The 13,015-nt window shown below is 63.8% G+C and carries 11 protein-coding genes; 7 read left to right on the top strand and 4 right to left on the bottom strand.

What is annotated here, in order from left to right; genetic code table 11:
* Positions 1–75 precede the first annotated feature (75 nt).
* The 7 genes from C9E81_RS02920 (at position 76) to C9E81_RS02890 (ending at position 8,722) form a co-directional block, all read left to right on the top strand.
* On the top strand, positions 76–966 hold the full coding sequence (locus tag C9E81_RS02920) for a LysR family transcriptional regulator (RefSeq protein ID WP_122111141.1): 891 nt from the start codon (positions 76–78) through the stop codon (positions 964–966).
* A 165-nt stretch (positions 967–1,131) separates the two neighbouring features.
* Positions 1,132–1,710 (top strand): peroxidase-related enzyme, encoded by a 579-nt coding sequence (locus tag C9E81_RS02915; protein ID WP_122110795.1) that lies wholly within the window; start codon positions 1,132–1,134, stop codon positions 1,708–1,710.
* A complete protein-coding gene (locus C9E81_RS02910) occupies positions 1,707–2,651 on the top strand; it encodes a DMT family transporter (protein ID WP_243698469.1) in 945 nt (314 codons plus the stop codon). Before C9E81_RS02915 ends, C9E81_RS02910 begins: the two co-directional genes overlap by 4 nt.
* Positions 2,648–3,550: a DMT family transporter gene (locus C9E81_RS02905; protein WP_243698468.1), complete on the top strand. Its 903-nt coding sequence runs from the start codon at positions 2,648–2,650 to the stop codon at positions 3,548–3,550. The genes C9E81_RS02910 and C9E81_RS02905 overlap by 4 nt, the downstream gene beginning before the upstream one ends.
* A gap of 75 nt (positions 3,551–3,625) precedes the next feature.
* Positions 3,626–4,396 (top strand): division plane positioning ATPase MipZ, encoded by a 771-nt coding sequence (locus tag C9E81_RS02900; RefSeq protein ID WP_122110794.1) that lies wholly within the window; start codon positions 3,626–3,628, stop codon positions 4,394–4,396.
* 124 nt (positions 4,397–4,520) lie between these two features.
* Positions 4,521–5,669: an efflux RND transporter periplasmic adaptor subunit gene (locus C9E81_RS02895; RefSeq protein ID WP_122110793.1), complete on the top strand. Its 1,149-nt coding sequence runs from the start codon at positions 4,521–4,523 to the stop codon at positions 5,667–5,669.
* Positions 5,666–8,722, top strand: a complete 3,057-nt coding sequence (locus tag C9E81_RS02890) for an efflux RND transporter permease subunit (RefSeq protein ID WP_122110792.1) — start codon at positions 5,666–5,668, stop codon at positions 8,720–8,722. Before C9E81_RS02895 ends, C9E81_RS02890 begins: the two co-directional genes overlap by 4 nt.
* Before the next feature lie 107 nt (positions 8,723–8,829).
* Here C9E81_RS02890 and C9E81_RS02885 read toward each other — a convergent pair whose 3' ends face one another.
* From C9E81_RS02885 to C9E81_RS02870, 4 genes are all read right to left on the bottom strand, one after another.
* Positions 8,830–10,125: a pyruvate dehydrogenase complex dihydrolipoamide acetyltransferase gene (locus C9E81_RS02885; protein WP_122110791.1), complete on the bottom strand. Its 1,296-nt coding sequence runs from the start codon at positions 10,123–10,125 to the stop codon at positions 8,830–8,832.
* 12 nt (positions 10,126–10,137) lie between these two features.
* The gene (locus C9E81_RS02880; protein WP_122110790.1) at positions 10,138–11,523 is read right to left on the bottom strand and encodes a pyruvate dehydrogenase complex E1 component subunit beta; all 1,386 of its coding nucleotides are present in this window, start codon (positions 11,521–11,523) and stop codon (positions 10,138–10,140) included.
* Positions 11,524–11,539: 16 nt separating this feature from the next.
* Positions 11,540–12,574 (bottom strand): pyruvate dehydrogenase (acetyl-transferring) E1 component subunit alpha, encoded by a 1,035-nt coding sequence (gene pdhA, locus C9E81_RS02875; protein WP_122110789.1) that lies wholly within the window; start codon positions 12,572–12,574, stop codon positions 11,540–11,542.
* Positions 12,575–12,682: 108 nt separating this feature from the next.
* On the bottom strand, positions 12,683–12,976 hold the full coding sequence (locus tag C9E81_RS02870; RefSeq protein WP_122110788.1) for an FtsB family cell division protein: 294 nt from the start codon (positions 12,974–12,976) through the stop codon (positions 12,683–12,685).
* Positions 12,977–13,015 lie beyond the last annotated feature (39 nt).

Raw genomic sequence — 13,015 nt, 5'->3', positions numbered from 1 at the left:
CGTTGAGCGAGATTTAAACCTTTGCATGGACGAACGGAATAGCGATATATGCGCAATGTCTGTGCGGAGATGCACATGAATATCGAAAGTTGGGATGATATCCGCACCGCTCTCGCTGTGGCGCGCACGGGAACGGTCAGCGCCGCGGCCGAGGCATTGGGGGTGCATCATGCGACCGTGATCCGGCGCGTGGATGCGTTGGAGAGGCAGTTGGGAGTCAGGCTTTTCCAGCGGCATACACGCGGATATGCCCTGACGGAGGCGGGGCAGGTCCTGTTGCGCAGCGCGGGTGAGGCGGATGAACGTTTCGCGCAAATGGCGTCAAGGATCGCCGGGGCAGGTGATCGGATCGAGGGCGATCTGGTCGTGACGTCGCTGCCCGAACTTGCCGATCTGGTCATGCCGCGCCTGCTGGCGTTGCTGCGACGGCATCCGGGTTTGCGGCTGCGTTATGTCACTGATGCGCGGCTCTATCGGCTTTCGACGGGCGAGGCGCATATCGCCATCCGGGCCGGGGCGCGGCCGACCGAGCCGGATTATGTCGTCCGTCGGCTGGCGGTGTTGCCGTCCCGGCTTTATGCCGCCCCGGCCTACCTGGAGGCGCATGGTCCGGTCGAGGACTTGGCGCGGCATCGCTTTGCCATGCCGCTGCCCGGGGCGGCGGGCGAGCGGGCGCCCTATATGCGCTGGCTGGAAGAGCGGGTGCCGGCGAACAACATGGTTTTCCTCAGCAATGATTTCGATGCGGTCGAGGCCGTGGTGCGTGGCGGAGAGGCGCTTGGCGTCCTGAAGAAGGAGCGCGCGGAGGGGCTGGCCGAGATCATGGCCCTGCCGGAATGGGATTCGGAACTTTGGCTGGTCACCCATGTCGACCTGCACCGCACGCCGAAGGTGCAGGCCGCGCTGGAGGCCTTGCGCGGTGGCGGACAAGGCGGGGGACGGGACGGGGCCGGAGAACGGGAATGAATGCGACGCCCGTTTTTCGCGCCCCTGCGTGATCCGTGGCGGTTATACCGGTTCCGTGGACCGTAATGCGAGGAGGAGACGCGGAAATTCATCTGCCCGAATTGTGCACCTCCCTTCCATCCGCGGTCACCATGACGCAGACTGCGCCGGAAGAGGAGCCGAGACATGACCCAGCCAACCCCGCCGATCAGCCGCTTTCCCGTTCCCGATCTGAACGATCTGCCCGACGACATTCGGCAAGCCATTGAGAAGGTGGCCGAAAAATTGGGCTTTATTCCCAATGTCTTCCTGGCATTGGCCCATCGCCCGGCCGAGTTCCGCGCTTTCTTCGCCTATCACGACGCGTTGATGGATAGTGACGAGGGGCTCAGCAAGGCCGAGCGTGAATTGATCGTGGTCGCGACAAGCGGGCTCAACCGCTGCCAGTATTGCGTGGTGGCGCATGGGGCGATCCTGCGCATCCGGGCAAAGGATCCGTTCATCGCCGATCAGGTGGCGGTCAACTGGCGCAAGGCGGATCTGAGCGACCGGCAGCGGGCGATGCTGACCTATGCCGAGAAGGTGGCGCTGAACGCGCAGGAGATCGGTGACGAGGATCACCGGGCGCTGACCGAGGCCGGTTTCAGCGAGGATGAAATCTGGGATATCGGCGCGATCGCCGCATTTTTCGGCATGTCGAATCGGCTGGTGAATGCAGGCGATATCCGGCCCAATGACGAGTTCTACATGCTGGGGCGGGAATGAGGGCGCCGCTTGCGCCCGAGCCGCGGCTGACCCGGCCCGGGATCAACCCGCAGATGGAGGCCGCCGATTGGGCGCAACTCCTGTTGCTGTCCCTGCTGTGGGGCGGCTCGTTCTTCCTGATTGCCATCTCGGTGACCGGGCTGCCGGTGCTGAGCATCGTCGCGATCCGGTTGGGCGTCGCGGCGATGGTGCTGTGGCTGATCGTGCTGGCGACCGGGCGCAGGTTGCCGCGCGCACCGGGGATATGGGCGGCGTTCCTTGTCATGGGTATCCTGAACAACGCCATTCCCTTCGGATTGATTGTCTGGGGACAGACCTCGATTCCCTCGGGACTGGCCTCGATCCTGAACGCGACCACACCTTTGTGGACGGTGATCGTCTCGGGATTGCTGCTGAGCGACGAGGCTTTCAGCGCCCGCAAGCTGGCAGGCGTGGTGCTGGGACTTGGCGGAGTGGCCGTCATGATCGGGCTGGATACGCTGGCGGGGCTGGGGCATGCGATCTGGGCGCAACTGGCCATTCTCGGGGCGGCACTGTCCTATGCCTTCGCCAATGTCTTCGGGCGGCGGTTCCGCTCGATGGAGCTGGACCCGGTGGTCACGGCGGCGGGCATGGTCACCGGATCGAGTGCGCTGCTGATCCCTCTGGCGCTGTCGGTCGATGGCTGGCCCGGTGTGGATGTGCCCGGACAGGTCTGGCTCGCCGCCATCGTTCTGGGCGTGGTCAGCACCGGCCTCGCCTATGTGCTGTATTTCCGCGTGCTGGCGCGAGCGGGGGCAACAAATATCTCGCTGGTGACATTCCTTGTGCCGGTTTCCGCGATCCTTCTGGGATGGCTGTTCCTTGCTGAGACCCTGGGGCAGGCGCATCTGCTGGGCGTCGTCCTGATCGCCCTGGGGCTGGCGCTGATTGACGGGCGGCTGTTCAGAGGGCGCAAATGAGCGTCGCTGTTCCGCGGCAGGAGGCCCTGCGCGGGCATGCGGCGATGCTGCTCTTTTCGGCGCTGGTAGCGGGGTCGTTCTCGCTCGGGGCGCGGGCGGCCAACCTGATCGATCCGGCTGCGATAACCGCGATGCGTTTCGTCATCGCCGCCGGAGTCATCGGAGCGGTGGCGCTAGCCGGTCCCGGCATCCCGCGCAAGGCGCTGCATGCGCCATGGAGATACCTGCTGCTGGGCGGTATCTTTTCCAGCTATTTCGTGCTGATGTTCGAGGGGCTCAAGACCGCCAGCCCGATCTCTGCCAGTGCGGTTTTCACGCTGACGCCGCTAATGGCCGCCGGTTTCGGCTGGCTGGTCATGCGGCAACGGCTCACGGGCCGTATGGCGGCGGCGATGACGCTTGGCGCCGTGGGGGCGCTATGGGTGATTTTCCGCGGTGATCTGATGGCGATGCTGCGGCTGGACCTGGGGCGGGGTGAGCTGATCTACCTGTCGGGATGCGTGGCGCATGCGCTTTATATTCCGCTGGTGCGCAGGCTGAACCGGGGCGAAAGCCCGGTCGTCTTCACCCTGGGCACGCTGGTCGCGGGTGCGGCCCTGCTGCTTGTCTGGGGATGGCAGGCGATCGGAGCGACGATCTGGTCGGAATTGCCGCTGATCGTGTGGATCACGCTGTTCTACGTCTCTCTCTTTGCGAGTGCCACGACATTCGTGCTGGTCCAGTTCGCCTCGCTGCGGCTGCCCGCCGCCAAGGTCATGGCCTATACCTACCTGACGCCCGCATGGGTGATCGCGCTTGAGGCCATGCTGGGGCAGGGCCTGCCGGGAGGCATCGTGCTGCCCGGCGTGGCTGTGACGATGCTGGCCCTGTGGCTGTTGCTGGAAGACGATGATGGCTGATCCGATGAGGCAGCTTTTCATCCCTTCACGCAGCCGCTAGGTTCCGCGCGGATAAGCGAGTCAGAGGGGCAGCCGGTGGCGCATATCATCGTTGTAGGCAACGAAAAGGGAGGTTCCGGGAAATCGACGACCTCGATGCATGTGGCGACTGCCTTGGCGCGGATGGGCCACAAGGTCGGGGGGCTGGACCTGGACGTGAGGCAGCGCAGCTTCGGCCGCTATCTGGAGAACCGGGCGGCTTTCACCAAGCGCGAGGGGCTGGATCTTCCCACTCCCATGCTGGGAGAGCTGGGCGAGGGAAGCGATCCGCTGACCCCGGCGCTTCACGCGCTCGAGGCGGAATGCGACTTCATCCTGCTGGATTGCCCGGGATCGCATACGAAGCTCAGCCAAATGGCGCATACGCTCGCCGATTCGCTGATCACGCCGATGAATGACAGTTTCGTCGATTTCGACCTGCTGGCACGGATGTCGCCCGAGGGCAAGGTGCTGGGCCCTTCGATCTATGCAGAGATGGTCTGGTCCGCCCGGCAGATGCGGGCCGAGGCCGGGGCCGGGCCGATCGACTGGCTGGTGCTGCGCAACCGCCTCGGCACGCAGGCGATGCATAACAAGCGCAAGGTCGGCGGGGCGCTGACGACCCTGTCCAAGCGGATCGGCTTTCGCGTCACCGCCGGTTTCTCGGAACGGGTGATCTTCCGTGAACTGTTCCCGCGCGGACTGACCCTGCTGGATCTGAAAGAGATCGGCACTGAAAACCTGAGCATGTCGAACATCGCCGCGCGGCAGGAACTGCGCGACCTGATCACCACGCTGAACCTGCCGGGTGTGAGCGTCAGTTTCTGACGCGGCTTTCGTGTTTACCGGCCTTTGCTCTTTTAACGGTTTCTTGACCCAAGGGCAGGATTGTTGCGGGATGTATGAACGTTTATGGTCGGCGGATCGAACTCCGAAGTTACAGGCGGTCGCGATGCGCATTCCGTCCATTGCTCTACTCGTGGCCAGCTTGGCCATTCCTGCCGTAGCAGAGGACACCTCTTCCAGCGGAACTACCGAAGAAAACGCGGTTGAACGCGCGGTTCCCTCGGTCACCGTGACAACTGCCGAGATCGCCGAAGTGCAGGCGAGGGTGCCGGTTGTCGGCACGCTTGTCGCCCGGCAGGAAGTGCAGATTTACCCCCAGGTCTCGGGCCACGAGATCACCGAGCTTCTGGTCGAGGCCGGGGATAGCGTCGAAAAGGGGCAGGTGCTGGCGCGGCTGTCCACGGATACGCTGGCCGCGCAGCTCGCGCAGGCCGAGGCCGGGTATCAGCAGGCCGAGGCCGCGCTGAAACAGGCCGATACCGCGTTAAGGCGAGCACAGCGTCTGCGCGATACCAATAATGCCTCGCAGGCAGCGCTGGACGACGCGATCGCGGCACAGGCGAATGCGCAGGCGGGGCTTGCGCAGGCGGAGGCGGCGCGGCGGATCGCGCGGCTCGACCTGAACCGGGCAGCGATCATTGCACCGGTATCCGGTCTCGTGGTCGAGCGTAACGCGATGCTGGGGGCCTTGTCCGGAGGCAGCAGCGGGCCGCTGTTCATCCTGCTGGCCGGTGGCGAGGTCGAGATGTCGGCCGAGGTGATCGAGACCGCCCTGCCGCGTCTTTCCATCGGGGCCCCGGCCGAGATAGAAGTTGCCGGTCTGGGCAAGATCGATGGGCAGGTGCGGCTGGTTCCCGCCTCGGTCGATCCGGTGACCCGTCTTGGAAAGATGCGCATCTCGCTCAAGGCCGCGCCGGGATTGCGGACGGGACTTTTCGCGAGCGGCTCGGTGATCGCTGCGAAACGCGATGCCGTGACGGTTCCCGCGACCGCTGTCCTGTCGGACGATCAGGGCGAGCGCGTGCAGGTCGTCGAGGATGGCGTAGTGCGCTCCCGCGAGGTCAGGGCGGGGCTGCTATGGGAGGGGCGGCGCGAGATCCTCGAAGGTGTCGCGGAAGGTGAGCAGGTGATCGCCCGCTCGGGCGCCTTCTTCCGTGATGGCGACATGGTCAAGGCGGTTAGCGCGGCCCGGTCCGGCGAGGAAACCGAGGACGAAACCGCCAGTGCTGCCGCCGAAGGGACGCGCCGGCCATGAATTTGTCCACCCTGTCGATCCGGCACCCGGTTCCACCGATCGCGGTCTTTCTGGTGCTGCTGATCGTCGGGCTGTTCAGTTTTTCTCGGCTGCCGGTCACGGCGATGCCGAATATCGACCTGCCCATCGTCAGCGTCAGCATCGCTCAGCCGGGCGCCGCGCCCTCCGAGTTGACAACGCAGGTCATCCAGCCGGTCGAGGACAGCATCGCCTCCGTCACGGGGGTCCGGCATATCAGCTCGACCGCGACGGACAGCGCGGCAGAGATCACCGTGGAATTCGAACTGGAAACCAACAGCGACCGGGCGGTGAATGACGTCAAGGACGCGGTTTCCAATGTCCGGGCCGAATTGCCCGAAAGCATCAACGAGCCCATCGTGCAACGGGTGGATGTAACGGGTTATCCGATCCTGACCTATGCGGTCAGCGATCCGGCCCAGACCATCGAGGGGCTGTCGAAATTCGTCGATGACGTGATCGGACGCGAACTTTCCACCGTGGACGGCGTCGGCAAGACCACCCGCATCGGCGGGGCGGAGCGCGAGATCAAGGTGGAACTGGACCCCGACCGGCTGCTTGCCCACGGGCTGACGGCAGAAGATGTCTCGGGCCAGCTTCGTGCCAGGAATATCGACATGGGCGGCGGACGCGGCGATCTGGAGGGCACCGAATACTCGATCCGGGCCCTGGGAGGCGCCGACACAGTCACGCAGCTTGCCGCCACGCCGGTCGCCATCGCCGATGGCCGGACCATCCGGCTGGACCAGTTGGGCGAGGTCATCGACGGCGCCAGCGAAGAGCGCAGCTTTGCCCTGCTGGATGGCCAGCCGGTGGTGGCTTTCGGAGTTTACCGCGCCACCGGCAAGTCCGACCTTTCGGCAGGGGACGGGGTCAAGGCGCGGCTGGATGAGTTGCGCGAGCGCTATCCGAATACGCGGATCACCCTGATCGATGACGCGACGACCTATACCGCCTCCAGCTACCACAGCGCGATGGAGACGCTTTATGAGGGGGCGGCGCTGGCCGTGGTGGTGGTGTTCCTGTTCCTGCGCAACTGGCGGGCGACCCTGATCGCCGCAGTGGCACTGCCGCTGTCGATCATCCCGACCTTCTTCGTGATGCAATGGATGGGTTTCACGCTGAACGGGATCAGCCTTCTGGGGATCACGCTGGTCACCGGCATCCTGGTCGATGACGCCATCGTGGAGATCGAGAATATCGTCCGTCATATCGGCATGGGCTCACCCCCATACGAGGCCAGCGAGGAGGCCGCGAACGAGATCGGCCTGACGGTCATCGCGATCAGCTTTTCCATCGTCGCGGTTTTCGCTCCGGTCAGTTTCATGGGCGGAATTGCGGGGCAGTATTTCAAGCAGTTCGGCCTGACCGTGGCGGTCTCGGTGCTGTTCTCGCTTCTGGTTGCGCGGATCATCACGCCGATGCTGGCGGCCTATTTCATCCGTGGCACGTCGCATGAGGCGGATCGTCCCGACGGTCCGGTCATGCGCGTGCTGATGTCGGTTCTGCGCTGGACGATGCGGCATCGCGGGCTGACCCTGTTGGCGGGGTTGGGCATCTTTGCCTTGTCGATTTTCTCCTCGACCCTGCTGCCGACCGAGTTTGTCCCCGCCTCGGATATCGGCCGCAGCCAGATCGAGATCGAGATGCCGCCCGGCTCGACCATGGACGAGACCGAGGACGCCGCCCGGCGCCTGAACGCCCGCATCGGGGAGACCTCGGAGGTGACATCGGTCTTTGCCTATAGCGATGGTTCGGACGTGACCACGGCGCGGCTGATGATCAATTACGGCAAGAAGGACGAACGCGAACGGACCCAGTTCGAACTGGAGGAAGAGCTGAAGGAAAGGTTGTTCGCGATTCCGGACATGCGCATCAACTTTCAGAACGAGGCCGGGCAGAACGACCTGTCGATAAGCGTGCTGGGCGAAACGGAGGAGGCATCGGCTCTTGCGGCAGAGCGTCTTGCCTCCGCCATGCGGAAATTGCCGACGCTGGAGGGCGTAACCTCATCGGCGAGCCTGCAGCGGCCCGAGATCCAGATCACCCCGAAACCGGATATCGCCGCGCAGCTTGGGGTGACGGCCAGCGCCATGGCGACGACATTGCGCATCGCGACGCTTGGCGATACCGAGGCGAACCTGGCCAAGTTCAATGCCGGTGACGAGCAGGTGCCGATCGTGGTGCGGCTGAACGAGGCATCGCGCAACGACCTGATGCAGGTGCGCAACCTGCGGGTATCCAGTTCGGCGGGGCAGATTCCTTTATCCGCGGTGGCGGATGTAACCCTGTCCGCAGGCGCGACCGAGATCGGGCGTTACGACCGCCAGTTCCGCACGACGGTCAGCGCAAACCTGGCGGATGGCGCATTGCTGGGGCCGGTAAGCGCAGAGGTCACTGAATTGCAGCAGAAGGTCGAACTTCCGCCCGGCACTTCGATTCAACCAGCCGGCGATGCCGAGATCATGGCCGAGGTGTTTTCCGCCTTCGGCACCGCCATGGGCGCCGGGATCATGCTGGTCTATGTCGTGCTGGTGCTGCTGTTCCACAATTTCGTCACCCCGGTCACCATCCTTCTGTCGCTGCCCCTGGCCATTGGCGGGGCGATCCTTGCGCTGTTCGTGACCGGCAATTCGATCAGCATGGCGGTGGTGATCGGTTTCCTGATGCTGATGGGCATCGTCACCAAGAATTCGATCATGCTGGTCGAATTCGCGCTGACTTCGATGGCCGCGGGCACGCCCAAGCGCGAGGCGATCCTGGACGCGGTGCACAAACGTGCGCGTCCCATCGTCATGACGACCATCGCAATGACGGCGGGGATGGTGCCCTCGGCGCTTGCGACCGGCGAGGGCGGCGAGTTCCGCGCGCCGATGGCGATCGCGGTGATCGGGGGGCTGTTGCTGTCCACGCTGCTGTCGCTGCTATTCGTGCCGTCGCTGTTTTCGGTCATCCATGGCGGGCAGGGGCGGATATTCGGCTGGATCGGGCGGCGGATAGGATTGAACAAGGCGCGCGAGCTTCCGGCGGAATAGGCGCGGGCAGGAGGCTTTGCGCCTCGTGCAACCCCGAAGAGAGGTATTTGGACAAAGAAGAAGGGGCCGCGAGGCCCCTTTGATCATTTTCGGGTTGTTCGGTTCGATCAGGCCAGCATGCCCATCGGGTTTTCCAGATGCTTGACTATGGCTTCCAGAAGCTGGGCACCAAGCGCGCCGTCGATGACACGATGATCGACCGAAAGGGTCATTGACATGACGTTGCGGACCACCACCTCGCCATTCTCGACCACCGGGGTCTGGATACCTGCGCCCACGGCGAGGATCGCGCCATGGGGCGGGTTGATGACGGCGTCGAAATTCTCGATGCCGAACATGCCTAGGTTGGAGATCGCGAAACTGCCGCCCTGGTATTCATGCGGGGCGAGCTTCTTGTTCTTGGCGCGGTTGGCGAGATCCTTCATCTCGGATGACAGGGCCGACAGCGTCTTTTGCTGTGCGTCCTTCAGGACCGGGGTAAAAAGCCCGCCTTCGACGGCCACGGCGACCGCGACATCCGAGGGTTTCAGCTTGATGATCCGGTCGCCCGCCCAGACCGCATTGGCGTCCGGCACCTCTTGCAGGGCCAGCGCACAGGCCTTGATGATGAAATCGTTGACGGACAGCTTCACGCCACGCGCTTCGAGCTGCTTGTTCAGATCGCCACGGAATTTCATCAGCGCGTCCAGCTTGGCCGAGCGGCGCAGGTAGAAATGCGGGATGGTCTGCTTCGCTTCGCCAAGACGTTGGGCGATGGTGCGGCGCATGCCGTCCAGCGCGACCTCTTCGGTTTCACGGTCGGCATAGATCCTGGCGATCGCATCCGCCGAGGGGCCTTGCGGGGCGGCTGCAGCGGCGGGTGCCGAGGCCGCTTCGGCCTTGGCCGGGGCGGCTCCGGGTTTCGCGCTTTCGACATCGGCCTTGACGATCCGGCCGCGTGGGCCGGATCCCTTGATCGAGGTCAGGTCAATGCCTTTTTCGGCGGCGATCCGCCGTGCCAGCGGCGAGGCGAATATACGGTCGCCCGAGGCGGATTGCGGGGCCGCAGGCGCCGGGGCGGGGGCAGGTTTGGCCTCTGCCTTCGGGGTTTCGGCAGCAGGGGCGGCTTCGGCCTTGGCCGGTGCCGGGGCGCTGGCGGCGCCGATATCGTCGGCGCTCTCGCCCTCTTCCAGCAGCACGGCGATGGGGGTGTTCACCCTGACGCCGGCTGCGCCCTCTTCGACGAGGATTCTGCCTACGGTCCCCTCATCGACGGCCTCGAATTCCATCGTCGCCTTGTCGGTCTCGATCTCGGCGATGATATCGCCGGACTTGACCTCGTCGCCCTCCTTGACCAGCCATTTGGCCAGCGTGCCTTCTTCCATGGTCGGAGAAAGCGCGGGCATCAGGATTTCTGTCGGCATCTCGCTTGCTCCTTACTTGTAGGTGACTTTCTTCACCGCCTCGACAACCTCTGCCGGGGTGATGAGAGCGTGCTTTTCAAGATTGGCGGCATAGGGCATGGGCACGTCCTTGCCGGTGCAGTTGATCACCGGGGCGTCCAGCCAGTCGAAGGCGTTCTCCATGATATGGGCCGAGATGTGGTTGCCGATGGAGCCCACCGGGAAGCCTTCCTCGACGGTCACGCAGCGGTTGGTCTTCTGGACCGACTCGATGACCGTGGCATAGTCGATCGGGCGCAGGGTGCGCAGGTCGATCACCTCGGCCTCGATTCCTTCTTCGGCCAACTTTTCGGCGGCCTCCAGCGCATGGCTCATGCCGATGCCAAAGCTGACGATGGTCACATCGCTGCCTTCGCGGGCGATGCGGGCCTTGCCGAAGGGAATGGTGAAATCATCCAGGTCCGGCACCTCGAAGCTGCGGCCATAGAGGATCTCGTTTTCAAGGAAGATTACCGGGTTCGGATCGCGGATCGCCTGTTTCAGCAAGCCCTTCGCATCGGCGGCGGTATAGGGCATCACCACCTTGAGGCCGGGGATGGCGGCATACCATGCGGCGTAATCCTGGCTGTGCTGGGCGCCGACGCGGGCGGCGGCGCCGTTCGGACCACGGAAGACCATGGGCGCGCCCATCTGGCCGCCCGACATATACAGCGTCTTGGCCGCCGAGTTGATGATATGGTCGATTGCCTGCATCGCGAAGTTGAAGGTCATGAACTCGACGATCGGACGCAGCCCGGCAAGCGCCGCGCCGGTGCCGATGCCGGTAAAGCCGATTTCCGAGATCGGGGTGTCGACCACGCGGCGCGGGCCGAACTTGTCCAGCAATCCCTGGCTGATCTTGTAGGCGCCTTGGTATTCGCCGACCTCTTCACCCATCAGGAAGACGGTCTCGTCGCGGTCCATCTCTTCTTCCATGGCCTCGCGCAATGCCTCGCGCACGGTCATGGTCTTCATCGGAGTGCCTTCCGGCCAGTCGGGGCTGCGGTCGGCCTGTGGAGCGGCAGGCGCGGCCTCGGCACGCTGGATCGTCTGGCCGGTATCGTTGGGGTGACCACCCTTGTCATCCTCTGGTGCAGCAGCGACAGGGGCGGGGGCCTTGATGTCGTCGGCGCTTTCGCCTTCCTCGATCAGCACGGCGATCGGAGTGTTGACCTTCACGCCCTCGGAGCCCTCGTCGATCAGGATCTTGCCCAGAATTCCCTCATCTACGGCCTCGAACTCCATCGTGGCCTTATCGGTCTCGATCTCGGCGATGATGTCGCCGGCCTTGACCTCGTCGCCTTCCTTCTTGAGCCATTTCGCCAGCGTGCCTTCCTCCATGGTCGGCGACAGGGCGGGCATCAGGATCTCGGTTGCCATGTTCTTCGTCCCTCCCTTACGCGCGCTCTTCGGCCGAGCCTTGCGGCAGCTCTTCGGCATAGATGTCGGTCCACAGCTCTTCCGCTGCGGGCTCGGGGCTCTCCTTGGAGAATTCCGCGGCGTCGTTCACGATATCCTTGATCTCCTTGTCGACGGCCTTGAGCTCGTCTTCGGTGGCATGCTTGCCCTGCAACAGCAGTTCGCGGACATTTTCGATGGCGTCGCGTTCGTCGCGCATCTTCTGCACCTCCTCGCGGGTCCGGTATTTCGCCGGGTCCGACATGGAGTGACCGCGATAGCGATAGGTCATGATTTCAAGGATATAGGGACCCTTGCCTGCGCGGCAGTGAGCGACGGCCTTTTCACCGGCGGCTTTCACGGCCAGAACATCCATGCCGTCGACCTGTTCGCCGGGGATGCCGAATGCCTCGCCACGACCGAACAGCGTCGTCGATTTGGTCGAGCGCTTGACCGAGGTGCCCATGGCATATTGGTTGTTCTCGATGACGAAGATCACCGGCAGATCCCACAGCTCGGCCATGTTGTAGGATTCATAGACCTGGCCCTGGTTGGCTGCGCCGTCACCGAAATAGGTGAAGGTGACATTGTCATTGCCCAGGTATTTGTCGGCGAATGCCAGCCCCGCGCCTAGGGGCACTTGGGCCGCGACGATGCCGTGGCCGCCGTAGAAATGCTTTTCGCGGCTGAACATGTGCATCGAGCCGCCCTTGCCCTTGGAGTAGCCGCCCTCGCGCCCGGTCAGTTCGGCCATCACGCCGCGTGGATCCATGCCGCAGGCCAGCATATGGCCGTGGTCGCGGTAGGAGGTGATGCGCTTGTCGCCCTCTTTCGCGCAGGCCTCGAGGCCGACGACGACGGCCTCCTGCCCGATATAGAGGTGACAGAAGCCACCGATCAGGCCCATGCCGTAAAGCTGTCCTGCCTTTTCCTCGAATCGGCGGATCAGCAACATGTCACGATAGAATTTCAGCAATTCGTCCTTGGAAGTATTGGACGGCGCCGGCTTGCTGGCAGCGGGTTTCCTGGCCATGCGGGGCTTTCCTCCTGGGTGCTGGTTCGGAATAGTTCAGCGTTAAACTATCCGTAGCGCATCATGTGGAGGGGTGCAATGCGGGAAAGCGCGCAGGCGCCGGAGGGGTTACTGGATGATGATTTCGTCGGCGCGGATCAGGCCCAGAACCTCGCGGGCGCGCTCGTCCAGCAGGTCGAGGTCGAGATATTCATCCGACAGGCGATGGGTAAGATTCTGCATCCGGCTGACCTCTTCGCGCAGCCGGTCGCGTTCCGCCACCAGCTCCTGGGTTTCCGCCTCGACCTGCACCCGGCGCAGGATTCCCGACGGCCCCTGCACGGCGGCAAAGGCGAAATAAAGGCCCAATGCAAAAATCAGTACGAAAAAAATACTGGCACTGATCGATAGACGCTGCGACATGAAGACTGCCCGTTATGTTTTCGCCGATCATGCCATATG

The sequence above is a fragment of the Paracoccus alkanivorans genome (assembly GCF_003697785.1).
Lineage (GTDB): Bacteria > Pseudomonadota > Alphaproteobacteria > Rhodobacterales > Rhodobacteraceae > Paracoccus > Paracoccus alkanivorans.
The sequence above is the reverse complement of the archived record's forward strand: the minus strand, read 5'-3'. Positions and strand labels throughout refer to the sequence as shown.